Here is a 24,614-nt window from a genome sequence, read left to right as displayed (position 1 = left end):
GGCAAGCCAGCTCCCACAGTTTTAACCGTGTTTATTCTTCAAAATGGATGGGGCATTTATCGGCCCCTTCCAGCTTTTTCAGTTCCTCGACGACTTGCGGCCGCGCCCGGCGCAACGTCAGGCTACGCCCCATACCCGCCAACCGCCGCGCCTCCTGGTGCAGCATCTCCACCCCGGAATAGTCGATAAAGTTAATTTGCTGCGCCTCGATCACCACCCGCTCGCCCTGCAGGCTTTGCAGCCGCACTTGCAGGTAATGGCTGGCGCCGAAGAAGATCGAACCGCCTACCCGCAACACATCCTCATCACCGTCGCGCCATTGCTGAACCCGCGGCTGTGAGGTGCGTTTGAGGTAGAAAAACAACGATGCCAGCACGCCCGCGTAAATCGCCGTTTGCAGCTCCAGCAGCAAGGTCGCGACGCACGTCAGGCTCATCACCACAAACTCGGCGCGGCTGACGCGGAACAGCGCGCGAATGCCACGATGATCCACCAGGCCCCAGCAAATCAGCAGGATGCTTGCGGCCATGCTCGGGATCGGGATGTGCGCGATCAAGGCCGCGCCAAATAACGCAAACAATGCCACCCAGAGCGCGGAAAACACGCCGGCCAACGGCGAGCAGGCGCCTGCTTCATAACTCAGGCCGGAGCGGGTAAAGGAACCGGCCGACAAGTACCCGGAGAAAAAGCCCCCGACGATATTGGATAGACCCTGCGCACGGACTTCCTGATTGGCGTCGAGCAATTGCTGTGAACGCGCCGACAACGAGCGTGCAATCGACAGGCTGGTGACCAGCCCAAGCATGCCCACCGCCACGGCGCTGGGCAGCAGGCGCAGAAGTATATCCAGGTCCATCGGCAGCGGGCTGAACGGTGGCAGTTTGCCGATAAACGAACTCACCCGCGCCACATGCCCGAACATCGCCGGCCACAGCCACGCCACCAGGCTGCCCAGTGTCAGGGCAATCAACAGTGTTGGCCAACGCGGGACCAGGTATTTGAGCAGCGCGCCCACCAGCAAGGTGCCCAGGCCCAGCGTCAGTGAGGCGTGGTCCCATTCACCGGCATGGTCCACCAGTGCCAGCAAGCTATTGATCGCCGTGGCCTGGCTGGGCAAATCCAGCCCCAGCAAGTTGGGCAATTGCCCCAAGGCAATCACCACGGCAGCGCCCAAGGTGAACCCAAGCACTACCGAATGAGAGACGAAATTCACCAGCGCGCCAAAGCGCAGCATGCCCAGCAGCCACTGGAACACACCGGCGAGGAATGTGAGCAACAGGATCAGCGTGATGTAGTCCTGCGAGCCAGGCACGGCCAGCGGACTGACGCTGGCGTACAGGACGATGGAAATCGCCGCCGTCGGGCCGCAGATCAGGTGCCAGGAGGAGCCCCACAGGCAGGCGATCAAGACGGGGATGATGGCGGCATACAGGCCGTATTCGGGTGGGAGCCCGGCGATCAGCGCGTAGGCAATGGACTGCGGCAAGGCGAGCACGGCGCCGCTGAGCCCGACAATCGCGTCCCGGCCGACGCTGGCGCGGGTTTGGCGCGGCAGCCAGCCAAGGAAGGGGAAGAGAGTGTGGCGGTTGGGCCGGGGCATCGCAGACTCGGTAGAAAGGTTTAGCTCAGAGTATCAGTACACCTAAGTCTCTGTGGGAGCTGGCTTGCCTGCGATAGCATCACCTCGGTCTGTCTGGCAGACCGAGTTGTCTGTATCGCAGGCAAGCCAGCTCCCACAGGGATGCGCGGCGGCCCTTAGAGTTTGGCTTTTACGGCAGACAGTGCGTCTTTACCGTCGAGGGTTTTTACGCCATCCAGCCATGTGTCCAGTACCGCCGGGTTGGCTTTGATCCACGCTTTTGCCGCGTCGGCATTGCTGACTTTATTGTTGGCCACCTCGGCCATGATGCTGTTCTCCATCTCCTGGGTAAAACTCAGGTTGGTCAGCAGTTTCCCAACATTCGGGCAGGCCTGGGCATAACCCTTGCGGGTCAAGGTATACACGCTGCCGGTGTCACCAAAATATTTCTCGCCGCCTTTGAGGTAATGCATTTTCAACTGCACGTTCATCGGGTGCGGCGTCCAGCCGAGGAAGGTCACGAACTTCTGCTTTTTCACCGCCCGCGACACTTCGGCCAGCATCGCCTGCTCGCTCGACTCGATCAGCTTCCACTGGCCCAGGTCGAAGTCGTTCTTCTTGATGATCTCCTGCAGCGAAATATTCGCAGGTGCGCCGGAGCCAATGCCGTAGATCTTCTTGTCGAACTTGTCGGCAAATTTGTTCAGGTCGGCAAAATCATGCACACCGGCGTCCCACACATAGTCCGGCACGGCGAGGGTGAACTCGGTGCCGTCGAGGTTTTTCGCCAGTTGCACCACATCGCCATTGGCCACGAACTTGTCGTAGAAACCCTGCTGCGCCGGCATCCAGTTGCCCAGGAACACATCCACCTGGCCATCCTTGAGCCCGCCAAACGTGATCGGCACCGCCAGGGTGTCGACCTTGGCCTTATAGCCCATGCCGTTCAACAGGAAACCGGTGATGGCATTGGTGGCGGCGATATCGCTCCAGCCTGGATCGGCCATTTTTACCGTTTCGCAGCTAGCGTCTGCGTACACATTGGCGCTGCCCAGCACCAACATACTCAGTACCACGGTCAACTTTTGCATGGCCTTCCCTCTGTCTATTTATTGGTTTTGGCAGGGTTGTGGATAACGTGCCTTGCGCTCCAGGTCGTCGAGGTCGATATGGTTGCGCATGTATTGCTGACTGGCGTCCACCAGTGGCTGGTGATCCCAGCTCTTCAGCTTGCCTTGGGTCAGTGCCTCGAACACCAGGCGGCGACGGCGTTGGCTGGCGAGCACCTGCTGGTGGATCGCCGGGATGTCCCATTTGGCCCGCGCCTCATTCAAAAACGCCTCGAACAGTGGCCGGTGTTCCGGTGACTGGCTGAGGTCTTTCCGTTCATGCGGGTCGTTGTGTACATCGAACAGTAGACAAGGGTCGTCTTCGCTGTAGATGAATTTGTAGGCGCCGCGCCGAATCATCATCAGTGGGCTGATGGTGCCTTCGGCCATGTATTCGCCAAACACTTCGTCGTGCCCGCCCTGCCCTTGCAGGTGCGGGACCAGCGAGCGGCCGTCCAGCGCCAGGCGCGGGTCCAACTCGCCGCCGGCCAGTTCCACCAGGGTGGGCAGCAGGTCGGCGGTGGATACGGCGTTGCTCACGCGGCCCGCCGCAAACTGGCCTGGCGCACTCACCAGCAGCGGTACGCGGGCGGCCATTTCAAACCAGTGCATTTTGTACCAGAGGCCACGCTCGCCAAGCATGTCGCCGTGGTCGCCGGAGAAGATGATGATCGTGTCGTCGGCCAGGCCGGTGTCTTCCAGGGTTTGCAGGAGTTTGCCGACGTTGCTGTCGATATAGCTGCACGCGCCGAAATACGCGCGGCGCGCATCGCGAATCTTGTCCACAGGCAGCGGCTTGTCCCACAGGTCGTAAACCTTGAGCAGGCGCTGGGAGTGCGGGTCGAGATCGCCTTGCGCGGGGGTTGCCGGCATTGGGATGTCGTTGTCGTCGTACAGGTCCCAGAACGGCTTGGGAATGGTGTACGGGTCGTGTGGGTGCGTCATCGACACGGTGAGGCAGAACGGTTGGTTGCCGTCTTCACGGATATGGTCAAACAGATACTGCTGGGCTTTGAACACCACCTCTTCGTCGAAATCCAGCTGATTGGTGCGCACGCACGGCCCGGCTTGCAGCACCGACGACATGTTGTGGTACCAGGTGGGGCGCACGTGCGGCTCATCCCAGTTCACCGCCCAGCCATAGTCGGCCGGGTAGATGTCGCTGGTCAGGCGTTCTTCATAGCCGTGCAACTGATCTGGCCCGCAGAAATGCATCTTGCCCGACAGTGCCGTGCGGTAACCGAGGCGGCGCAGGTAGTGGGCATAAGTGGGTACATCGGCGGGGAAATCGGCGGCGTTGTCGTAGGCGCCAATCTTGCTCGGCAACTGGCCGCTGACCAGGGTGAAACGCGAAGGCGCGCACAGCGGGCTATTGCAGTAGGCGGCGTCAAACACCACGCCCTGTGCAGCCAGGCGGCTCAGGTTCGGCAACTTGATCGGGGAAGGTCCGTAGAACGGCAGCATCGGCGCGGCCATTTGATCGGCCATGATGAAAAGAATGTTCTTGCGCTTCATGATCTATCGGCATTCCATAGGCGGTGTTTATGCGAATGAGCATGCAGCCCATGGAAAATGGGGTAAAGCCCATGGAAAGCAATGTCTAGGATAAGCACAGCTTATGTATGAAGCCCTCGGTGATCTGTCCCTCGACCTGCTGCGTGCCTTTGAAGCCGCGGCGCGCCATCGCAGCTTTACCGCCGCCGCGATGGAGTTGGGCACTACGCAGCCGGCCATCAGCCAGCAGATCAAGCGCCTTGAAGAGCAACTGGCGATCCGCCTGTTCGATCGCATCTACCGAGGCATCGAACTGACGGATGCGGGCGCGCTGTTGTTTGAACAGGTGCAAGGCGGTTTGCAGGCCATCAACCAAGGCCTCAGCACGATCACCCAGCAGGACCAGCACGAAGTGCTGCAAGTGGCCACCGACTTCGCCTTCGCCGCCTACTGGCTGATGCCGCGCCTGCATCGCTTTCACCAGGCCAACCCGCAGGTGGATGTGAGCCTGGTGACCAGCGAACGCAACCACGCGACTTTGCGCAGCGATATCGACGTGGCGGTGTTGTTTGGCGATGGGCGTTTCAAGCAGGGCGAGAGCTTGTGGCTGTTCAACGAGGAAGTGTTTCCGGTGTGCAGCCCGCAGTGGCTCAAGGCTCAATCCACGCCACTGACGGTGCAAAATCTGCACGATTACCCGCTGCTGCACCTGCGCCAGGAAAACAACAGCCAGTGGTTCGACTGGAGCGGCGTGTTTCGTGAGTTGGGCATCACCACGGCGCCCACGCCTGGGCAATTGCGCTTCGACAATTACACCCTGCTGATCCAGGCTGCGATTGCCGGCCAGGGCGTGGCCATCGGTTGGCGGCACTTGGTGGATAACCTGCTGGAACAGAACTGGCTGTGCCGGCCGATCAATGACACGGTGATCTCGCGCTTCGGTTATTACGTGGTGCAGCCCCAGCGCAAACGCCGGGGGCAACTGGTCGAGCGCTTTGTCGACTGGCTGGTGGCCGAGCAAGCCAGCAGCGCGCAGTCGTTGACCGGGCTGGCCCTGCCGTCGATTGCGGTCTAGGATCGGCGCATATTGGATCCGGATTTCGCCATGCAACGTATCAAGGGCTACCACGCCCATATCTACTTCGACGCCAGCACCATCGACCAGGCGCGCAAGCTCTGCGAGGACGCAGCCAAGCTGTTCCCGCTGAGCATGGGCCGTGTACACGAAAAGCCGGTCGGCCCCCACCCGGACTGGAGCTGCCAGCTGGCATTCGAGCCGGAATACATCGGCGTGGTGTTGCCCTGGCTGGCGCTGCATCGCGATGGGTTGGTGGTGTTCCTGCACCCGGATACCGGTGATGACCTGAAAGATCACACCGATTACGCGATCTGGATGGGCGCGATGCGTGAGCTGAACCTGTCTATTTTTTAACCACTGCTGCACCTGATCCCATCACCCTGAGCAAAGGCGATGGGATTTTTATTACAAAAACCCAATATATGGGACCGTTATTTATATATTGAGATATCGCCAGTCATAGGTTTATATTCGCCCATCAGCTTTTTCAGCACCCACTCATTTCAGGTGAAGCGATGCAGGCGCAATTGATCGCGCTCGACTGGGGGACCAGCTCCCTTCGTGCTTACAAACTCGGCCCGGCTGGCTGTGTGCTCGAACAGCGCGCGTTGGCGTTCGGCATCATGCACCTGCCCAGCGAACCCCGGGTCATTGCTGGCGTGCTGTGCAGTGACGGCTTTGAGTTGGCGTTCGATGCGGCCTGCGGCGACTGGCTCGACGCGCAGCCCGGCCTGCCTGTGATTGCCTGCGGCATGGTCGGCAGCGCCCAAGGCTGGAGCGAAGCGGCCTATCGGCAAACGCCCGTCGACGTCGCCAGCCTCGGCCAGGCCTTGCACCCTGTGCGCAGCCTGCGCGGGGTGCAGGTGCATATTGTGCCGGGTGTGATCGAGCGGGTCGGCTTGCCCAATGTGATGCGTGGCGAAGAAACTCAAGTGCTGGGTGTGCTGCAAGGCCTGGGCGCCGACGTGTTGATCGGCCTGCCGGGCAGCCATTCCAAATGGGTCGAGGTGGTTGAAGGCTGCATCACCCACTTCGACACGTTCATGACCGGCGAGCTGTTTGCGGTACTCAGTAAACACAGCATTCTCGGGCGTACCCAGCAACAGTCCGAAAAATTCCAGGTCGCGGCGTTTGATCGTGGCGTCCACGTGGCGCTGTCAAACGACGGCCAGCGCGGCGTGCTGTCGACCTTGTTCAGCGCTCGTACCCTGGGGTTGACCGGCGAACTGGCGCCAGACGAGCAGCCCGATTATCTGTCCGGCCTGCTGATTGGCCACGAACTCGCCGGCTTGCCGCAGCAGGCCAACCACAAGCCTATCGTCCTGGTCGGCGCTGCCGACCTCTGCGCCCGCTACCAACGCGCCCTTGCCCTCTGCGGCTTCGCCCACGTCAGCCTCGCGCAGGAAGCCACCGCGCGCGGCCTGTGGCAGTTGGCCGTCGCTGCTGGGCTCACTCAACCTGTACAGGAGGCCTGACATGCTCAAGCAAGCACTCGCACACAACGGTTTGATCGCAATCTTGCGCGGCGTGCGCCCGGATGAAGCGCAGGCGGTCGGCCAGGTGCTCTATGAGGCCGGTTTTCGCGTGATCGAAGTGCCACTGAATTCGCCGGACCCTTACACCAGCATCCGCACCCTGCGCGACACCTTGCCCGCCGATTGCCTGATCGGCGCGGGCACCGTGTTGACCCCGGAACAGGTCGAGCAGGTCAAAGCCGCCGGCGGCCAAGTCATCGTCATGCCCCACAGCGATGCCAAGGTATTGCGTGCCGCCAAAGCGGCGGGGCTGTTCCTGTCGCCGGGTGTGGCGACGCCGACCGAGGCCTTCGCCGCGCTGGCCGAAGGCGCGGATGTTTTGAAGCTGTTCCCTGCCGAGCAAATGGGCCCGGCGGTGATCAAGGCGTGGCTGGCGGTATTGCCGACCGGCACCTTACTGCTGCCGGTGGGCGGCGTGACCCCAGGCAACATGCAGGTGTACTTCGACGCTGGCGCCAAGGGCTTTGGCCTGGGTTCCGGGTTGTTCAAACCGGGCATGTCGGTGGACCAAGTGGCGAGCAATGCCCAGGCCTATGTCGCGGCCTGGAACGCGCTTAACTGAACTCAAGGTTTGCGCCCCTGGCGCTGCATCGATAAGAGAGATAAGAAGATGAAAATCACCAAACTGACCACCTTTATCGTCCCGCCGCGCTGGTGCTTCCTCAAGGTCGAGACCGACCAGGGCGTGACCGGTTGGGGTGAGCCTGTGGTGGAGGGCCGCGCCCACACCGTGGCCGCCGCCGTTGAAGAACTTTCCGACTATTTGATCGGCAAAGACCCACGCAATATCGAAGATATCTGGACCGTGCTCTATCGCGGCGGCTTTTACCGTGGCGGCGCGGTGCACATGAGTGCCCTCGCCGGTATCGACCAGGCGCTGTGGGACATCAAGGGCAAGGCGCTCGGCGTGTCGGTCAGCGACCTGTTGGGTGGCCAGGTGCGTGACAAGATCCGCGTGTATTCCTGGATCGGCGGCGACCGCCCCGCCGACACCGCCCGTGCCGCCAAAGAGGCCGTGGCCCGTGGCTTCACCGCCGTGAAAATGAATGGCACCGAAGAATTGCAGTTCGTCGACAGCTTCGAGAAAGTCGACCTGGCATTGGCCAACGTTGCCGCCGTGCGCGATGCGGTCGGGCCTAATGTCGGCATCGGCGTCGACTTCCATGGCCGCGTGCACAAGCCCATGGCCAAGGTGCTGATGAAAGAGCTGGACCCGTACAAGCTGATGTTTATCGAAGAGCCGGTGCTCAGCGAAAACTACGAAGCGCTCAAGGAACTGGCGCCGTTGACCAGTACGCCGATTGCCCTGGGCGAGCGGCTGTTTTCCCGTTGGGACTTCAAGCGTGTGCTCAGCGAAGGTTATGTCGACATCATTCAACCGGACGCGTCCCACGCTGGCGGCATCACCGAAACCCGCAAGATCGCCAACATGGCCGAAGCCTACGACGTGGCCCTGGCCCTGCACTGCCCGCTGGGCCCGATTGCCCTGGCGGCGTGCCTGCAATTGGACGCGGTTTGCTACAACGCGTTTATTCAGGAGCAAAGCCTGGGTATTCACTACAACGAGAGCAATGACCTGCTCGATTACGTGCGCGATCCAGGCGTGTTCGACTATGACAAAGGCTTCGTGAAGATCCCCAACGGGCCGGGCCTGGGCATTGAGATCAACGAGGAATACGTGATCGAACGCGCCGCCATCGGCCACCGCTGGCGTAACCCGATCTGGCGGCATGCCGACGGCAGCTTTGCCGAGTGGTGATTCCTTACTGAAGGAACCGGATCAACTGTGGGAGCTGGCTTGCCTGCGATAGCGGTCCGCCTGTGCCAGATCAGTTAGCTGATGCACCGCCATCGCAGGCAAGCCAGCTCCCACAATGACCGCGCCCCGTCCTCAATAAACATAAGAAGAGGCAACCCCATGCACCCTGAATCCTTCACCGGGCAGGCTTCTCTCGTCACGCCTAGCAGAAAGCGTTTCTTCATCATGGTGCTGCTGTTTATCACCGTGGTGATCAACTACCTCGACCGCAGCAACCTGTCGATTGCCGCCCCGGCGCTCACCAGCGAACTGGGGATCGACCCGGTGCATGTCGGGCTGATCTTTTCGGCGTTCGGCTGGACCTACGCCGCCATGCAGATTCCCGGCGGCTGGCTGGTGGACCGCGTGCCGCCGCGCATTCTCTACACGGCTGCCCTGCTGTTGTGGTCTATCGCCACGGTAATGCTGGGGTTTGCGGCCAGCTTTATCGCGCTGTTCGTGCTGCGCATGGCCGTCGGCGCCCTGGAAGCACCGGCCTATCCGATTAACAGCCGCGTGGTCACCACCTGGTTCCCCGAGCGTGAGCGTGCCACCGCGATTGGCGTTTACACGTCCGGGCAGTTTGTCGGGCTGGCGTTCCTCACGCCGGTACTGGCCTGGCTGCAACACGCGTTTGGCTGGCACATGGTGTTTGTCGCCACCGGTGGCGTCGGCATCCTGTGGGCGTTGATCTGGTACGCGGTGTACCGCGAGCCGAAAGATTTCAAAGGCGCCAACGCGGCAGAAATCGAGCTGATCCGCGAGGGCGGCGGCCTGGTGGATATGCAGGCGAAAGCGGTCAAGGCGCCGTTCAGTTGGGTCGACCTCGGGACAGTGCTGAGCAAGCGCAAGCTGTGGGGCATCTACCTGGGTCAGTTCTGCCTGAACTCGACGCTGTGGTTTTTTCTGACGTGGTTCCCGACCTACCTGGTGAAATATCGCGGCATGGACTTCATCAAGTCCGGCCTGCTGGCCTCGCTGCCATTCCTCGCTGCGTTTATCGGTGTGCTGTGTTCGGGGATTTTTTCTGATTGGCTGATTCGCCGGGGCACGTCGGTAGGGTTTGCGCGCAAGCTGCCGATCATTGGTGGGTTGCTGATTTCCACGGCGATCATCGGCGCCAACTATGTGGACTCGACGGCCTTGGTGATCGCGTTTCTGGCGCTGGCGTTCTTTGGGAATGGCCTGGCATCGATCACCTGGTCATTGGTGTCGACCCTGGCGCCTGCGCGGTTGTTGGGGCTGACGGGTGGGGTGTTTAACTTCATCGGTAACTTGTCGGCGATTACCACGCCGATAGTGATTGGCTTTTTGGCCAGTGGGGATTCGTTTGCACCAGCGATTACCTATATCGCAGTGCTGGCATTGCTGGGGGCGCTGTCCTACGTGTTGCTGGTGGGCAAGGTTGAGCGCATAGAGCTGTAAATCCATTGTTTGAGTGGACCGAAACCCTGTGGCGAGCGGGCTTGTTGTGGCGAGCGGGCTTGCCCCGCGTTGGGCTGCGCAGCAGCCCCAATAAGGCCACTGCGTTTTTTCCTGATGAAACCGTGTTGTCTGGTTTTGGGGGCGCTTCGCACCCCAATGCGGGGCAAGCCCGCTCGCCACACAGCTCGCCCGCCACAAAAGCTTTGCTGGGCTAGTAGAGGGCGCCATCCAGGATTTGATAGACGATGCTGGTGCCGATGGCGATCAACACGATATCGCCGCCGGAACGACGCCATTCATACCCTGGGTATTGCGGCAGATGGGCCAAGGCGCGGTTGTCGAGGCGTTCGCCGTAGTAGTTGCGTGGCAGCGGTTGGCCCCGCACCAGGCGCACGCCAGGAGGTGGTGGCGCGCCACGGCGGAAGTCGTTGTGGTTGTCACGGATCACCTGGCGCACGGGGCCGAAGTCCTGTGGCGGGCCACGACGGTTATCCTGCGGGCCGCGATGGTCGTCGCCGCGTTGCTCGTACTGGCCTTGCGGGCCGCCACGGCCTGGGCCATCGCCGCGTTGGTCGGGCGGCGCGGCCTGCGCCAGGGCACTTGCGCCGAGCATCAACACGCCAAGACCTGCGATCAAGCGTTTAGGCATTTTCATGGGGGCTTTCCTCAGTACTGCACGAACAAAAAAGGGATTTCGAACGAGGCTCGAAATCCCTTGGTCTTGTCAGTTTAGGTACTGGATTGCCCGGATGATTCCTCTGTATCAGGAACTTTACCCATTGCTACACGCCGCTTACGTACGGGCGTTACGGACACCTTCCGACAGCGCCGCGCAGAGGCTCAATACGCCATCAATTGCTTGCTGATCATTTTTCGCATTGGCGATGTGATCGATCAGCGCCGAACCCACCACCACACCGTCTGCCAGGCGTGCGATAGCGGCGGCTTGTTCCGGTGTGCGAATACCAAAGCCGATGCTGATCGGCAGGTCGGTATGCCGACGCAGGCGCGTTACCGCTTCCTCGACGTGTTCCAGGGTGGCGGCACCGGCACCGGTCACACCGGCCACCGACACGTAATACACAAAACCGGAGCTGCCGTTAAGCACGGTCGGCAGGCGCACGTCATCAGTGGTCGGCGTGGTCAGGCGGATAAAGTCGATGCCTGCCGCCTGGGCCGGGTCGCACAGCTCGCCGTTATGCTCGGGCGGCATGTCGACCACGATCAGGCCGTCGACACCGGCTTCTTTGGCGTCAGCGATAAACGTGGGCACGCCGTATTTGTGGATCGGGTTGAAGTAACCCATCAGCACCAGTGGCGTGTCCTGGTTGTCTTTGCGGAACTCGCGAACCATCTGCAGGGTTTTCAGCAGGTTCTGTTTGGCTTCCAACGCACGGATGTTGGCCAGTTGAATCGCCGGGCCGTCGGCCATCGGGTCGGTGAAGGGCATGCCCAGCTCGATCACGTCGGCACCGGCGGCGGGCAAGCCCTTGAGGATCGCCAGCGAGGTGTCATAACCCGGGTCGCCGGCGGTGACGAAAGTCACCAGGGCGGCGCGGTTTTGTTCTTTCAGTTGCGCAAAACGGGTTTGCAGGCGGCTCATCAGTGTTTCTCCTGCTTTGACTGCTCTTGTTGAGAGTGTTCCATATGGTGCATCACGGTCTGCATGTCTTTGTCGCCACGGCCGGACAGGTTGACCACCATCAGGTGATCTTTCGGCAAGGTCGGTGCGCGCTTGAACACTTCAGCCAGGGCATGGGCGCTTTCCAGTGCAGGAATAATCCCTTCCAGGCGGCAGCATTTGTGGAAGGCTTCGAGGGCTTCGTCGTCGGTCACCGAGGTGTACTGAACACGGCCGATATCATGCAACCAGGCGTGTTCAGGGCCGATACCTGGGTAGTCGAGGCCGGCGGAAATCGAGTGGGCGTCGATGATCTGGCCGTCGTCGTCCTGCAACAGGAAGGTGCGGTTGCCGTGCAGCACGCCCGGTACACCGCCGTTGAGGCTGGCGGCGTGCTTGCCGGTTTCGATGCCGTGGCCGGCGGCTTCAACGCCGATGATTTCGACGCTGGTGTCATCCAGGAACGGGTGGAACAGGCCCATGGCGTTGGAACCACCGCCGATGCATGCCACCAGGCTGTCCGGCAGGCGGCCTTCCTGGGCTTGCAGCTGGTCGCGGGTTTCCTTGCCGATCACGGCCTGGAAATCGCGCACCATCGCCGGGTACGGGTGGGGGCCGGCCACGGTGCCGATCAGGTAGAAGGTGCTGTCGACGTTGGTCACCCAGTCACGCAGGGCTTCGTTCATCGCGTCTTTAAGGGTGCCGGTGCCGGCGACCACCGGGATCACTTCTGCGCCCAGCAGCTTCATGCGGAACACGTTGGCCTGCTGGCGCTCGATGTCGGTGGTGCCCATGTAGATCACGCAATCGAGGCCAAAGCGCGCCGCCACGGTGGCGGTGGCCACGCCGTGCATGCCCGCGCCGGTCTCGGCGATGATGCGTTTTTTGCCCATGCGCCGCGCCAGCAGGATCTGGCCGATGCAGTTGTTAATCTTGTGCGCGCCGGTGTGGTTGAGCTCTTCACGCTTGAGGTAGATCTTGGCGCCGCCACAGAACTCGGTCAGGCGCTCGGCGAAGTACAGCGGGCTTGGGCGCCCGACGTAGTCGCGTTGGAAGTAGGCCAATTCTTCGTTAAAGGCCGGATCGATCTTGGCCGCTTCGTATTCGCGGGCCAGGTCGAGGATCAACGGCATCAGGGTTTCAGCGACGTAGCGGCCGCCGAACGCGCCAAACAGGCCGTTGGCGTCGGGGCCGTTGCGAAGGTCGGTCTGGGACTGAGTCATGGGGCGCTCCAGGAAAGAAGGTGAGGAGAGGCAATGACGGCCACTCTACCCCTGACGCGCCAGGCTGAAAACCGATAAGATCGCCACAACCTGTCAGGAAAACTCACAGATGAGCCGAGACCTACCGCCCCTCAATGCCCTGCGTGCGTTTGAGGCCACCGCCCGCTTGAACAGCGTCAGTCAGGCAGCCGAGCAACTGCATGTGACCCATGGCGCGGTCAGTCGCCAGTTGAAGGTGCTGGAAGAGCACTTGGGTGTCAGCCTGTTCGCCAAAGACGGGCGCGGCCTTAAACTCACAGATGCAGGCGTTCGGCTCAGGGATGCCAGTGCCGAAGCGTTCGAGCGTTTAAGGGATGTTTGCGCCGAACTGACCCAGGCCAGCGCCGATGCGCCTTTTGTGCTCGGCTGCTCGGGCAGCTTGCTGGCGCGCTGGCTGATTCCGCGCCTGGGCCGCTTGAACGCAGACTTGCCCGACTTGCGTCTGCACCTGTCGGCGGGTGACGGCGACCTCGACCCACGGCGCCCCGGCCTGGATGCCCTGCTGGTTTTTGCGGAGCCGCCATGGCCAGCGGACATGCAGGTGTATGAGCTGGCCAGCGAGCGCATTGGCCCGGTAATGAGCCCGCGCTTCGCCGGTTACGAACGCCTGCGCCAAGCGCCGCCCCACGCCCTGTGCGGTGAAGCCTTGTTACACACCACCTCGCGCCCGCAGGCCTGGCCCATCTGGGCGCAGCAACATGACATCGAGCCCGGCGCGTTGAAGCACGGCCAGGGTTTTGAGCATTTGTATTATTTGCTGGAGGCGGCGGTGGCGGGTTTGGGTGTGGCAATTGCGCCCGAACCGCTGGTGGCAGAGGACCTGCGAGCGGGTCGCCTGGTGGCGCCGTGGGGTTTCAGTGAAACCCCGGCGCACCTGGCGTTGTGGCTACCCAAGCGCGCCGCAGACGGGCGCGCGGGTCAGTTGGCGCAGTGGCTCAAGGCTGAGCTGTTGCGCCAGCCAGTTTAGTCACCGCGTTTGCACAGCAGGTAAGCCGCCAGCAGGCCCAGCGCGCCAACGGCAACGCCGGCGGTAGTCCATGGGTGCTCTTGTGCGTAGTCACGGGTTGCCGCGCTGGTTTCGCGGATTTTGACTTTGCTTTCTTCGTAGGCATCGCTGATCAGGTGGCGGGAATGCTTGAGGGCATTCTCGGCATTGCTTTTCAGGGCCTTCAGCGTTTTGCGCGACTCATCGGACGCATCGTCCTTGAGGCTCTCAAGGGATTTGAGCAGGCTCGAAATCTCGGCTTCCATGCTTTCCAGCGACGCTTTGCGTAAAGAAGTGTTGGCCATGTGGAACTCTCCTGAAGTGATTGAGTGGCATGTGTAGATACCGACTCCACGGTTTTCAGAAAGTGCAGTAAATCTGAACTTTCGAGTGGGATTGGTCGCCAGAAGCAGTACGAAGATTCACTGCTACGCTCACTAGAGACCTCAGGAGAAACGTTATGTCTGATCATCACACCTACAAGAAAGTCGAACTGGTCGGCTCCTCGACCACCAGCATCGAAGACGCCATCAACAACGCCATCGCTGAAGCGCACAAGAGCATCAAGCACCTGGAGTGGTTCGAAGTGACCGAAACACGCGGCCATATCAAGGACGGCAAGGCCGCGCACTTCCAGGTCACGCTCAAGGTGGGATTCCGAATTGCCAGTAGTTGATCCCGTGAGTTGAACTTGCTGACTGGCCGATTGCCATAACCTGCGCTACAACCATTGGGTGCCGACGCCATAAGCGTCGGCACGCACTTTTCGATCAGCGCAAGGAAAGTAACGGATGAAGAAGTTCCTGTTAGCGGTAGGTTTGTTGAGCATTGCGGGCACTGCCCTGGCGGCGGGCAAGCCTTGTGAAGAGCTGAAAGGTGAGCTCGCGGCAAAGCTCGACGCTAAAGGTGTTCAGCATTATTCGCTGGATGTTGTCGACAAAGGCGCGGCGGCCGATGGCAAAGTGATTGGCAGCTGCGAAGGCGGCACCAAGGAAATCGTCTACAAGCGCGGTTAATCCCGTGCAGACATGAAACGACGCACCTGTGGCGAGGGAGCTTGCTCCCGCTGAGTGCGCAGCGCTCCCTTTCTTTTGGGGCCGCTACGCAGCCCAGCGGGAGCAAGCTCCCTAGCCACAGGTGCGTCGTTTTTTTCGCCTGCGGGTAATCAGCCCTTCATCACCTGCGCCAGCAGCTCGTAGGAATGAATCCGGTCGGCATGCTCATACAGGTCGCTGGTAAAGATCAGCTCATCGGCGCCGGTTTGCTCGATCAACACTTCCAACTTCGCACGGATCTTCGCTGGGCTACCGACCATGGCCAGGCCAAGGAAGCTGCCCACCGCGTCTTTTTCATGGGGCAGCCACAGGCCGTCCATGGTTTTCACCGGCGGGCGTTGCACCAGGCTTTGCCCGCGCATCAGCGCCAGGATGCGTTGGTACACGGAAGTGGCCAGGTAGTCGGCCTGCTCGTCGGTATCGGCGGCCACCAGCGGAATGCCAAGCATCACGTAGGGCTTGTCCAGCACGGCTGAAGGCTTGAAGTGATTGCGGTACACGCGAATCGCCTCGTGCATCAAGCGGGGTGCGAAATGGGAGGCGAAGGCGTAGGGCAAACCACGCTCACCGGCCAGTTGTGCGCTGAACAGGCTGGAACCGAGCAGCCACACCGGCACGTTGGTGCCGGTACCGGGTACGGCAATGATCCGTTGGTCGGGCGTGCGTGGCCCCAGGTAGGCCATCAGTTCGGCCACATCTTCCGGAAACTCGTCAGCGCTGCCGGAGCGTTCACGGCGCAGGGCGCGGGCGGTCATCTGGTCGGAACCGGGGGCGCGGCCCAGGCCCAGGTCGATACGGCCGGGGTACAGGCTTTCCAGGGTGCCGAACTGCTCGGCAATCACCAACGGCGCGTGGTTGGGCAGCATCACACCGCCGGAGCCGACGCGAATCGTTGAGGTGCCACCGGCCAAATAACCCAGCAGCACCGAAGTGGCCGAGCTGGCGATGCCGTCCATATTATGGTGTTCAGCTACCCAGAAACGGTTGTAGCCGAACTTTTCCACGTGCTGGGCCAGGTCCAGCGAGTTGCGCAATGACTGCGCGATGCTGCCGTTGGCGCGCACGGGCACGAGGTCGAGGGTCGAGAACTTCACGTCGGACAGCGATTTCATAAGCCTGCTTCTCCATTAGGTGCGCAGGCTTATAGACGAACCAAAACCTGCCGCTTCATGTGCATGCTCTATGCAATGAGGGCATATACCCGAGATTCAATAGCAACTGCGAAATTTCCTACTAAATCGCTAGGTTTCTCCGACAAGATGAACTTTGCCGGGCCGTCTATCCTCAGAACCCTTACTGACGCAAAACCACCGTTCGAGGAGAGAGCTATGAGTATTGTTAAAAAAGCATCCGCGCATTGGGAAGGTGATCTGAAGACGGGCCTGGGTTCCATCTCCACGGAAACCGGCGTGCTGCGCGAAGCACCCTATGGCTTCAAGGCCCGTTTCGAAGGCGGCAAGGGCACCAACCCTGAAGAGTTGATCGGCGCGGCCCACGCTGGCTGTTTCTCCATGGCATTTTCCATGATTCTGGGCGATGCCGGCCTTAAGGCTGACAGCATCGACACCCAGGCTGAAGTGACCCTGGACCAGGTGGATGGCGGTTTTGCGATTACCGCCGTGCATTTGGTCTTGAAAGCCAAGATCCCCGGCGCAAGCCAGGCGCAGTTCGAGGAACTGAGCAAAAAGGCGAAGGAAGGCTGCCCAGTGTCGAAAGTGCTGAACGCAAAAATCAGCCTGGATGCCACGCTGGTCTAACTGACACAGCAAGATCCCCTGTGGGAGCGGGCTTGTGTGGGAGCCGGGCTTGCCCGCGATAGGTTCACCTCGGTTATCCAGTTGTATCGAGGCGTTGCCATCGCAGGCAAGCCAGCTCCCACAAAGGCCCGTTCCCACATTTTGTTCTGCGTTAAATCAGAACTCGCGTTTAGATCGTTCCCACGCTCCCGCGTGGGAATGCAGCCCGTGACGCTCTGCGTCACACCTGCGCAGAACTTGAATGCTGTGGGCGGGACGCGGAGCGTCCCAGGCGGCATTCCCACGCAGAGCGTGGGAACGATCTGATTCCCTGTGGGAGCGGGCTTGTGTGGGAGCCGGGCTTGCCCGCGATAGGTTCACCTCGGTTATCCAGTTGTATCGAGGCGTTGCCATCGCAGGCAAGCCAGCTCCCACAAAGGCCCGTTCCCATAGTTTGTTGTGCGTTAAATCAGAACTCGCGTTTCCAAAATGTGGTCGAATAGCCTAGGCGCACACCCGTGCGTAGTGCATTCAGGGAGCTTCACACATGAAACGTTTTGCCTTGGCGATCATTTGCGGTGTATTGGCCACTTCGGCCGTGGCCGCGCCAAAAGATTGTGAAGAGCTCAAGCAAGAGATCGAGGTAAAGATCCAGGCCAAGGCGATTCCGTCTTACACCCTGGAAATCATCACCGCCGAAGAAGCCAAGAATCATGACAGCGCCATGATCGTCGGCTCCTGCGAAAACGGCACCAAGCGGATCATCTATCAGAAGAATAGCGACTGATCAGATGCAATTAACGCTGCGCTCCTCCGCCAACAGCTGACGCGCCGCGTTGTACAGCCGGATATTGGGCGTAAAAGCCAGCGAGCGCCCCTCCAGCACATAGCGTTGGTCTGCCTGGAAGTTGTCGTATTGCAGGGTCATGAAGCAGGTTCGGTCATGGGTCTGGTCCAGGCCGCCAAAGCCCGCCCCGGTGTTCACTTCGAAATCAAAGCGCACCATCAGCTCATGGCTGCCCGGTGGCACCTGAAAGAAACGTCCGTCGTTGAGGTTCTTGCCGTCCAGGCGCTGGGCCATCACCAGTTTGGCGCCGGGTGTCGGCGTGGCGAAATCGATCCAGGCCTGGTGCGGGTCGACCGGCGGGATTGGGGTCGAAGCGCAGGCGCCCAGAAACAAGGCGGTGACGGGGAGCAAGAGCTGGCGCATGGCGGGCACTCAACGGTGGGTAAGAATTCAACCTGGCAGCCTGTGGCAACAGACGCTGTATCAGTATAAACACGCCACGGCATGGAAAAATTCCGTGCAGGCAGGATAGTCTGGCGGGCCAATAACCCAGGAGCGGTCGGTGCATGGTCAGGCGTTTTCTTCCAGGGTTGATGGTGCTGCTGCTCAGCGGCTGTTCCAGTGTGAGTTACTACAGCCAGTTGGCCAGCGGCCAATGGCAGTTGCTGCGGGCTCGGGAGCCGGTTGCCGAGGTCATCGCCGACCCTGCTCGCCCACAGGCGTTGCGCGCCCACCTGATGCAATCGCAGCAGGCCCGCACCTTTGCCAGTGAGCACCTGCACCTGCCTGACAACCAGAGTTACCGCCTGTACGCCGACATTGGCCGGCCTTACGTGGTCTGGAATGTGTTCGCTACGCAGGAATTTTCTCTCTCGCCCCAAGCCCACTGCTTCCCTATCGCTGGGTGTGTGGCCTATCGCGGCTATTACAGCCAGGGCGCAGCACGCGGCGAAGCGGCGCTATTGCAGCAACAAGGCATGGATGTGTCGATGGGCGGCGTCGAAGCCTATTCCACCCTGGGCTGGTTCAACGACCCGATCATGAGTTCGATGATGCATTGGGGGGATGAGCGCCTGGCCACGCTGATCTTCCACGAGCTGGCGCACCAACGCTTTTATGTGAAGGACGACACCGAGTTCAACGAGTCCTATGCCAACTTCGTCGAGCAGGAAGGCACCCGTCAATGGCGTGCGGCGCGGGGCTTGGCGCCGCTGAGCAATGCGGCGTTGCAGCAGCGCGACCAATTTATCCGGCTGGTGCTCGATACCCGCAAACGCCTGGAGGCGTTGTACGCACAGCCCTTGGCGGCGGATGTGATGCGCCAGGCCAAGGCGGCAGAGTTCGAGCGCCTGCGCAGTGAGTACCGGCACATGCGCGACAGCCAATGGGGCGGCGACAAGCGTTATGACGCGTGGATCAACCAGCCGATGAACAATGCGCGGTTATTGCCGTTCGGGCTGTATGACCAGTGGGTGCCGGCGTTTGCGGCGTTGTTTGCGCAGCAAGGCGGGGATTGGGTGAAGTTCTTTGCGGCGGTGGAGAAGCTGGGTGGGTTGCCGGTTGAGCAGCGTAAGGCGGCGTTGCGGCAGTTGGAAGGTGGTGGCCGGTAGGGCCTCATCGCAGGCAAGCCAGCTCCCACATTTGACTGCGTTCACAATTCAAACTGTGGGAGCTGGCTTGCCTGCGATAGCGGTCTCAGCCGCGCTGCAAAAACGCCTGATGCATCTGCTCCAGCGTCTCAAAATGCAAGGTCGGCGCCTCGGCATTCAGTTCTTCAAAACTGCCAAACCCATAACCCACCGCCGCCGAATCCAACCCATTGCTGCGCGCCCCGATCAAGTCATGCTTGCGATCACCAATCATCAGGGTAGTCGCCGGGTCCAAACCCTCTTCGTTCATCAGGTGCGCAATCAGCTCAACCTTGTTGGTGCGCGTGCCATCCAGTTCGCTGCCGTAGATCACTTTGAAGTGCTTGGCAAAATCAAAATGCCGGGCAATCTCACGGGCAAACACCCACGGCTTGGATGTGGCGACATACAGCTGGCGGCCCTGGCCGTTCAGCTCCTCAAGCAACGGCATCACGCCATCGAATACGCGGTTTTCATACAGGCCGGTGACCTTGAAGCGTTCGCGATAAAAATTCACCGCTTCCCAGGCTTTGGCCTCATCGAAGTCATAGAACTGCATAAAGGCTTGCAGCAACGGCGGGCCGATAAAGTGTTCCAGCTTGGTCAGGTCCGGCTCGTCGATACCGAGCTTGCCGAGGGCGTACTGGATCGAGCGGGTGATGCCTTCACGCGGATCGGTCAGGGTGCCGTCCAGGTCGAACAGCACGGTTTGGTATTGCTGGGTCATAGATCGAATCCTTCAGCCAGGTGCAGGTCTTTGAGCTTCACGTAGTTCGCGGCGCTGTAGGTGAAGAAGGCCCGTTCTTTGTCAGTCAGTGGGCGGATCTGTTTAACCGGGCTGCCCACGTACAAAAAACCACTCTCAAGTTTCTTGCCGGGCGGCACCAGACTGCCGGCGCCGATGATCACATCGTCTTCGACCGCCGCGCCGTCCATCACGATGCTGCCCATGCCGATCAGAATGCGATTGCCGACCGTGCAGCCGTGCAGCATGACTTTGTGGGCGATGGTCACATCATCGCCAATAAGCAGTGGAAAGCCGTCCGGGTTGAATGGCCCGGCGTGGGTGATGTGCAGCACACAGCCGTCCTGCACACTGGTGCGCGCACCGATGCGGATGCGGTGCATGTCGCCGCGAATCACCGTCAATGGCCAAACCGAGCTGTCGGTGCCGATTTCGACATCGCCGATCACCACCGCCGAAATATCGACAAAAGCCCCGGCGCCCAGGGTTGGCGTGTGGTTCTGATAGGTGCGAAGGGTCACGATAGCCTCTCTCTTATAGGTTGATAGCTGCGGTGGGTGTTGATTGTAATTAAGATGGCCCCATCTTTGTCTTATCAGTTTCTTCAGCCAAGGTGCCCACCGTGAGCGCGAACAACCCACTTTTGCAGTCCTACGACCTGCCGCCGTTCTCGGCGATCCGTGCCGAGCACGTGCAGCCGGCCATTGAACAGATCCTCGCCGATAACCGCGTTGCCATCGAAGGCATCCTGCAAAGCCAGGGTAAAAACCCTACGTGGGCCGGTCTGGTTTTGGCCATGGACGAACTGAATGACCGCCTGGGCGCCGCCTGGAGCCCCGTCAGCCACCTCAACGCCGTGTGCAACAGCGCCGAACTGCGCGAAGCCTACGAGGCGTGCCTGCCGGCATTGAGCGCCTATTCCACCGAGATGGGCCAGAACCGCGAACTGTTCCAGGCCTTCGAAGCCCTGGCCAACAGCCCGGAAGCCGCCGGTTTCGATGTGGCGCAAAAAACCATTCTGGAACATTCACTGCGCGACTTCCGCCTGTCGGGTATCGATTTGCCGCCTGAGCAGCAAAAACGCTACGCCGAAGTGCAGAGCAAACTGTCTGAGCTGGGCAGCAAGTTCTCCAACCAATTGCTGGACGCCACCCAGGCGTGGACCAAGCATGTCACCGACGAAGCCACCCTCGCCGGCCTGACCGACTCGGCCAAGGCGCAAATGGCCGCCGCCGCCCAGGCCAAAGGCCTCGATGGCTGGCTGATCACCCTCGAATTCCCAAGCTACTACGCGGTGATGACCTACGCCCAGGACCGCGCCCTGCGTGAAGAAGTCTATGCGGCCTACTGCACCCGTGCGTCAGACCAAGGCCCGAATGCCGGTAAGAACGATAATGGCCCGGTGATGGAGCAGATCCTCGACCTGCGTCAGGAACTGGCCAAACTGTTGGGCTACGCGTCGTTCTCCGAGCTGAGCCTGGCGACCAAAATGGCCGAGTCCAGCGACCAGGTGCTGAGCTTCCTGCGCGACTTGGCCAAGCGCAGCAAACCCTTTGCCGCCCAGGACCTGCAACAGCTCAAGGCGTACGCCGCCGAACAAGGTTGCGCCGACCTGCAAAGCTGGGACAGCGGTTTCTACGGCGAAAAACTCCGTGAGCAGCGTTACAGCGTGTCCCAGGAAGCCCTGCGCGCCTACTTCCCGATCGACAAAGTGCTGAGCGGCCTGTTCGCCATCGTGCAGCGCCTGTACGGCATCGAGATCGCCGAGCAAAAAGGCTTCGACACCTGGCACCCGGATGTTCGCCTGTTTGAAATCAAGGAAAACGGCCAGCACGTCGGCCGCTTCTTCTTCGACCTGTACGCCCGCGCCAACAAGCGTGGCGGTGCCTGGATGGACGGTGCGCGCGATCGCCGCCGTACTGTCGACGGTGTGCTGCAAAGCCCGGTGGCGAACCTGGTGTGCAACTTCACCCCGGCCGACAGCGGCAAGCCTGCCCTGCTGACCCACGATGAAGTGACTACGCTGTTCCACGAATTCGGCCACGGCCTGCACCACCTGCTGACCCGCGTTGAACACGCGGGCGTGTCCGGCATCAACGGCGTGGCCTGGGATGCGGTGGAGCTGCCGAGCCAGTTCATGGAGAACTGGTGCTGGGAGCCGGAGGGCCTGGCACTGATCTCCGGCCACTACGAAAGCGGCGAGCCGCTGCCTCAGGACCTGCTGGAAAAAATGCTCGCGGCGAAGAACTTCCAGTCTGGCCTGATGATGGTGCGCCAGTTGGAATTCTCGTTGTTCGACTTCGAACTGCACGCAACCCACGGCGATGGCCGCACGGTGGCTCAGGTGCTTGAAGGCGTGCGCGATGAGGTCTCGGTGATGCGTCCACCAGCCTACAATCGCTTCCCCAACAGCTTTGCGCACATCTTCGCTGGCGGTTATGCCGCGGGTTACTACAGCTACAAGTGGGCCGAAGTGCTGTCTGCCGACGCCTTCTCCAAGTTTGAAGAAGACGGCGTGCTCAATGCCGAAACCGGCCGGGCATTCCGTGAAGCGATCCTGGCGCGCGGTGGCTCCCAGGCGCCGATGGTGCTGTTCGTCGACTTCCGCGGACGTGCACCGTCGATTGACGCACTCTTGCGCCACAGCGGCCTGAGTGAGGACGCAGCAGCATGAGTGATGGGCCTGTGGTGACCAAGAAGCAATTTATCGCCGGGGCGGTCTGCCCGGCGTGCGAAGAGTTGGACAAGTTGAAAATGTGGACCGAAGACGATGTGCCGCACCGCGAATGTGTGGCCTGCGGCTATTCGGACACGCTGAATGAACAAGGCAATTCGGTGCCCAAGGAATTGGGCACGCGGGTCAATACGTCGGCGTTGAAAGCGCCCGCGGACCCGAAGGTGCAGGCGGTGCAGTTTTTCCCTAATCCCAAGCTGAAAAAGGACTGATACCCGACGCCTGCTTCTGCTTGGGGCGGGCTTTTTGTGGGAGTCGGGCTTGCCCGCGATGCAGGCACCGTGGTGTGTCATTCACACCGCGTTGAAGCTATCGCAGGCAAGCCAGCTCCCACAGCCAGCTCCCACAGAAAGGCGCGCTACAGTTGCCCTTCGGCCTTGTCTGTCGTGGTGATCCAGCTTTTTACCGAGCACAGTGCAAAGGCACTGGTGCTGCAGTCGCCATTGGCCAATGCTGTACGCAACTTGTCGATATCTGCCTTCATCATGTAGCGAACGCCGTCTTTAAAGCCGTTACTTGAACCAAAGCCGCCCAGCGTCATCTCGTTCAGCGCATCCTCTTTGCTCCAACCCTGAATCACCACCCGATACATCGCCGCCATCAGGCCAGTGCGATCGGAGCCGTGCTTGCAGTGCATCAGCACCGAGCCATGGGTTTCGGCTTCTTGAATGGCCCGGAGTGCCGCCAGCACGTCGGCATCGTCGACATGGTTGGTGCGATACGTCAACTGCACCTGTTTGATATCAGACGTCTTCAGCCAGGGCGCATCAGATTCCGGCAGGAAGTTGATCACCGTGCCGATCTTCAAATTTTGCAGCACAGGCAGCGCAGTGCTGTCCGGCAACGCACTGCGATACAGCGTGGGTGTCATCTGGTGCAGGTTGAATTGGTTGCCCACTGGCTGTGCCCACTCGGCAGAGCGGATAGACGTAGCCTCGTCGGCGTGGGCCTGCAGCGTGGTGAACAATGCCATGAACGCCAGGCCAAGGGCGGGCAGCAATCGAATCGTGAACATGCGCGTAGAGACCGAATGGGATAGGGCTGATGGGCTAAATATTCGCCTGCGAGGGGTCAATGCCATGTGAGGTGGCTGTCAAAGAATCGTGAATCCGCCCATCTGATCCGCTGTTTTTCGCGCTGAATCGATTTCTCTTAATGCTTAGGCTGCTATCATTTGTAACTATTGATTGCCAGTGTGTGATATCCCTTTGGATCCAATGCCCTGGCAAACCATCACGCTGCTCCCAGAAGCGGCGGATAAACCCGTGACCACATGATGAGGTGCACCTATGTCTGATCAAGATCAGGACAACCCGCGGCGTGACTTTTTACGCAAATCCTTGACCTTGATCCCGGTGGTCACGGTTGCCAGCACTGGCCTTGGCGGCTCGATGTTGATGGCCACACCGGAGCCGGTGCAGGCCGCTCCCGCCAAAACGCCCGCCAGCGACAAAGCCTACGAGCCGAGTTACTTCACGGCCGAAGAGTGGGCGTTTATCAACGCTGCCGTCGCCCGCCTGATTCCCGCGGATGCCCAAGGCCCAGGCGCCCTGGAAGCCGGCGCGCCGGAATACATCGACCGCCAGATGAACACGCCGTATGCCGCTGGCGCGCTGTGGTTCATGCAAGGCCCGTTCAACGCCGATGCGGCGCCAGAGATGGGCTGGCAGAGCAAATTGGTGCCCAAAGACATCTATCGCCTGGGCATTGCCGCCACGGATGCCTGGTCGAAGGCGTTCAACGGTAAAGCTTTTGCTGCGCAAGACAGCGCTACCCAGGATGACATGCTGCGGCGTATGGAAGCGGGCGGCGGCGAGATGACCGCGCATTTCGAGGCAGTGCCGGCGAAGATGTTTTTCAACCTGTTACTGCAAAACACCAAGGAAGGCTTCTTCTGCGACCCGATCCACGGTGGCAACAAAGGCATGGTCGGCTGGACCATGATCGGCTTCCCCGGCGCCCGCGCCGATTTCATGGACTGGGTTGAACGCAACGAGCAATACCCCTTCCCGGCTGTTTCCATTCGCGGCGAGAGGGCATAAA

Annotated in this window: 27 protein-coding genes; 15 read left to right on the top strand and 12 right to left on the bottom strand. The window is 60.7% G+C overall.

What is annotated here, in order from left to right:
- Window positions 1-31: 31 nt before the first annotated feature.
- The 3 genes from HX790_RS26105 to betC all read right to left on the bottom strand — a co-directional run bounded on the left by HX790_RS26105 (window position 32) and on the right by betC (window position 4,203).
- Window positions 32-1,600, bottom strand: a complete 1,569-nt coding sequence (locus tag HX790_RS26105; RefSeq protein WP_017137934.1) for a SulP family inorganic anion transporter — start codon at window positions 1,598-1,600, stop codon at window positions 32-34.
- 155 nt (window positions 1,601-1,755) lie between these two features.
- Window positions 1,756-2,670, bottom strand: a complete 915-nt coding sequence (choX, locus tag HX790_RS26100) for a choline ABC transporter substrate-binding protein (RefSeq protein WP_017137933.1) — start codon at window positions 2,668-2,670, stop codon at window positions 1,756-1,758.
- An 18-nt stretch (window positions 2,671-2,688) separates the two neighbouring features.
- Window positions 2,689-4,203, bottom strand: a complete 1,515-nt coding sequence (gene betC, locus HX790_RS26095) for a choline-sulfatase (protein WP_017137932.1) — start codon at window positions 4,201-4,203, stop codon at window positions 2,689-2,691.
- Window positions 4,204-4,306: 103 nt separating this feature from the next.
- Between betC and HX790_RS26090 the strand changes: the two genes are divergently transcribed.
- From HX790_RS26090 to HX790_RS26065, 6 genes are all read left to right on the top strand, one after another.
- Complete coding sequence (locus HX790_RS26090; protein ID WP_017137931.1) at window positions 4,307-5,257, top strand: LysR family transcriptional regulator; 951 nt, start codon at window positions 4,307-4,309, stop codon at window positions 5,255-5,257.
- 30 nt (window positions 5,258-5,287) lie between these two features.
- Window positions 5,288-5,614 (top strand): DOPA 4,5-dioxygenase family protein, encoded by a 327-nt coding sequence (locus HX790_RS26085; RefSeq protein WP_026013770.1) that lies wholly within the window; start codon window positions 5,288-5,290, stop codon window positions 5,612-5,614.
- A 161-nt stretch (window positions 5,615-5,775) separates the two neighbouring features.
- The gene (locus HX790_RS26080; protein ID WP_017137929.1) at window positions 5,776-6,735 is read left to right on the top strand and encodes a 2-dehydro-3-deoxygalactonokinase; all 960 of its coding nucleotides are present in this window, start codon (window positions 5,776-5,778) and stop codon (window positions 6,733-6,735) included.
- Window position 6,736: 1 nt separating this feature from the next.
- Entirely contained in the window at window positions 6,737-7,357 is a 621-nt protein-coding gene (locus HX790_RS26075) for a 2-dehydro-3-deoxy-6-phosphogalactonate aldolase (protein ID WP_017137928.1), read from the top strand.
- Between the two features lie 48 nt (window positions 7,358-7,405).
- Window positions 7,406-8,554: a galactonate dehydratase gene (gene dgoD / locus HX790_RS26070; RefSeq protein WP_017137927.1), complete on the top strand. Its 1,149-nt coding sequence runs from the start codon at window positions 7,406-7,408 to the stop codon at window positions 8,552-8,554.
- Window positions 8,555-8,713: 159 nt separating this feature from the next.
- The gene (locus tag HX790_RS26065; protein ID WP_176992444.1) at window positions 8,714-10,018 is read left to right on the top strand and encodes an MFS transporter; all 1,305 of its coding nucleotides are present in this window, start codon (window positions 8,714-8,716) and stop codon (window positions 10,016-10,018) included.
- A 211-nt stretch (window positions 10,019-10,229) separates the two neighbouring features.
- Here the strand turns inward: HX790_RS26065 and HX790_RS26060 are convergent, their stop codons facing one another.
- The 3 genes from HX790_RS26060 to trpB all read right to left on the bottom strand — a co-directional run bounded on the left by HX790_RS26060 (window position 10,230) and on the right by trpB (window position 12,862).
- Window positions 10,230-10,673, bottom strand: coding sequence for an anti-virulence regulator CigR family protein (locus HX790_RS26060; RefSeq protein ID WP_017137925.1), 444 nt, complete (start codon window positions 10,671-10,673; stop codon window positions 10,230-10,232).
- A gap of 138 nt (window positions 10,674-10,811) precedes the next feature.
- Window positions 10,812-11,621, bottom strand: a complete 810-nt coding sequence (gene trpA / locus HX790_RS26055; protein ID WP_017137924.1) for a tryptophan synthase subunit alpha — start codon at window positions 11,619-11,621, stop codon at window positions 10,812-10,814.
- Window positions 11,621-12,862: a tryptophan synthase subunit beta gene (trpB, locus tag HX790_RS26050; RefSeq protein WP_058420548.1), complete on the bottom strand. Its 1,242-nt coding sequence runs from the start codon at window positions 12,860-12,862 to the stop codon at window positions 11,621-11,623. Before trpB ends, trpA begins: the two co-directional genes overlap by 1 nt.
- A 109-nt stretch (window positions 12,863-12,971) precedes the next feature.
- Between trpB and HX790_RS26045 the strand changes: the two genes are divergently transcribed.
- A complete protein-coding gene (locus HX790_RS26045) occupies window positions 12,972-13,868 on the top strand; it encodes a LysR family transcriptional regulator (protein ID WP_099550179.1) in 897 nt (298 codons plus the stop codon).
- Here HX790_RS26045 and HX790_RS26040 read toward each other — a convergent pair.
- Entirely contained in the window at window positions 13,865-14,191 is a 327-nt protein-coding gene (locus tag HX790_RS26040; RefSeq protein ID WP_003187304.1) for a YqjD family protein, read from the bottom strand. The genes HX790_RS26045 and HX790_RS26040 overlap by 4 nt on opposite strands.
- A 155-nt stretch (window positions 14,192-14,346) precedes the next feature.
- Between HX790_RS26040 and HX790_RS26035 the strand changes: the two genes are divergently transcribed.
- Both HX790_RS26035 and HX790_RS26030 read left to right on the top strand, forming a co-directional pair.
- On the top strand, window positions 14,347-14,562 hold the full coding sequence (locus HX790_RS26035) for a dodecin (RefSeq protein ID WP_016969657.1): 216 nt from the start codon (window positions 14,347-14,349) through the stop codon (window positions 14,560-14,562).
- A gap of 115 nt (window positions 14,563-14,677) precedes the next feature.
- Complete coding sequence (locus HX790_RS26030; protein WP_017137921.1) at window positions 14,678-14,902, top strand: DUF1161 domain-containing protein; 225 nt, start codon at window positions 14,678-14,680, stop codon at window positions 14,900-14,902.
- Window positions 14,903-15,051: 149 nt separating this feature from the next.
- Here HX790_RS26030 and HX790_RS26025 read toward each other — a convergent pair whose 3' ends face one another.
- A complete protein-coding gene (locus HX790_RS26025) occupies window positions 15,052-16,053 on the bottom strand; it encodes an LLM class flavin-dependent oxidoreductase (RefSeq protein ID WP_017137920.1) in 1,002 nt (333 codons plus the stop codon).
- A gap of 216 nt (window positions 16,054-16,269) precedes the next feature.
- Between HX790_RS26025 and HX790_RS26020 the strand changes: the two genes are divergently transcribed.
- Window positions 16,270-16,698: an OsmC family protein gene (locus HX790_RS26020; RefSeq protein WP_017137919.1), complete on the top strand. Its 429-nt coding sequence runs from the start codon at window positions 16,270-16,272 to the stop codon at window positions 16,696-16,698.
- Window positions 16,699-17,224: 526 nt separating this feature from the next.
- Entirely contained in the window at window positions 17,225-17,464 is a 240-nt protein-coding gene (locus HX790_RS26015) for a DUF1161 domain-containing protein (RefSeq protein ID WP_017137918.1), read from the top strand.
- Here the strand turns inward: HX790_RS26015 and HX790_RS26010 are convergent, their stop codons facing one another.
- Complete coding sequence (locus tag HX790_RS26010; RefSeq protein ID WP_176992443.1) at window positions 17,465-17,887, bottom strand: hypothetical protein; 423 nt, start codon at window positions 17,885-17,887, stop codon at window positions 17,465-17,467.
- Between the two features lie 143 nt (window positions 17,888-18,030).
- Here HX790_RS26010 and HX790_RS26005 point away from each other — a divergent pair, with 143 nt between their 5' ends.
- Window positions 18,031-19,074, top strand: coding sequence for an aminopeptidase (locus HX790_RS26005; RefSeq protein WP_017137916.1), 1,044 nt, complete (start codon window positions 18,031-18,033; stop codon window positions 19,072-19,074).
- An 85-nt stretch (window positions 19,075-19,159) separates the two neighbouring features.
- Here HX790_RS26005 and HX790_RS26000 read toward each other — a convergent pair whose 3' ends face one another.
- Both HX790_RS26000 and HX790_RS25995 read right to left on the bottom strand, forming a co-directional pair.
- On the bottom strand, window positions 19,160-19,819 hold the full coding sequence (locus HX790_RS26000; protein ID WP_176992442.1) for an HAD family hydrolase: 660 nt from the start codon (window positions 19,817-19,819) through the stop codon (window positions 19,160-19,162).
- Window positions 19,816-20,358 carry a gamma carbonic anhydrase family protein gene (locus HX790_RS25995; RefSeq protein WP_138450617.1) on the bottom strand — a complete coding sequence of 181 codons (543 nt, stop codon included), beginning with the start codon at window positions 20,356-20,358 and terminating at the stop codon, window positions 19,816-19,818. The genes HX790_RS26000 and HX790_RS25995 overlap by 4 nt, the downstream gene beginning before the upstream one ends.
- Window positions 20,359-20,459: 101 nt before the next feature.
- On the opposite strand from HX790_RS25995, the gene prlC reads away from it, so the two are divergent.
- Both prlC and HX790_RS25985 read left to right on the top strand, forming a co-directional pair.
- Complete coding sequence (gene prlC, locus HX790_RS25990; RefSeq protein ID WP_017137913.1) at window positions 20,460-22,511, top strand: oligopeptidase A; 2,052 nt, start codon at window positions 20,460-20,462, stop codon at window positions 22,509-22,511.
- Entirely contained in the window at window positions 22,508-22,783 is a 276-nt protein-coding gene (locus HX790_RS25985; protein ID WP_017137912.1) for a YheV family putative zinc ribbon protein, read from the top strand. Before prlC ends, HX790_RS25985 begins: the two co-directional genes overlap by 4 nt.
- A 146-nt stretch (window positions 22,784-22,929) precedes the next feature.
- Here HX790_RS25985 and HX790_RS25980 read toward each other — a convergent pair whose 3' ends face one another.
- The gene (locus HX790_RS25980; RefSeq protein ID WP_017137911.1) at window positions 22,930-23,586 is read right to left on the bottom strand and encodes a dual specificity protein phosphatase family protein; all 657 of its coding nucleotides are present in this window, start codon (window positions 23,584-23,586) and stop codon (window positions 22,930-22,932) included.
- Between the two features lie 274 nt (window positions 23,587-23,860).
- Here HX790_RS25980 and HX790_RS25975 point away from each other — a divergent pair, with 274 nt between their 5' ends.
- Window positions 23,861-24,613 carry a gluconate 2-dehydrogenase subunit 3 family protein gene (locus HX790_RS25975; RefSeq protein WP_017137910.1) on the top strand — a complete coding sequence of 251 codons (753 nt, stop codon included), beginning with the start codon at window positions 23,861-23,863 and terminating at the stop codon, window positions 24,611-24,613.
- Window position 24,614 lies beyond the last annotated feature (1 nt).

Origin of the sequence: Pseudomonas sp. IPO3747 (assembly GCF_013385245.1) — a bacterium.
In the GTDB taxonomy this organism is placed as follows: domain Bacteria; phylum Pseudomonadota; class Gammaproteobacteria; order Pseudomonadales; family Pseudomonadaceae; genus Aquipseudomonas; species Aquipseudomonas edaphica.
The sequence above is the reverse complement of the archived record's forward strand: the minus strand, read 5'-3'. Positions and strand labels throughout refer to the sequence as shown.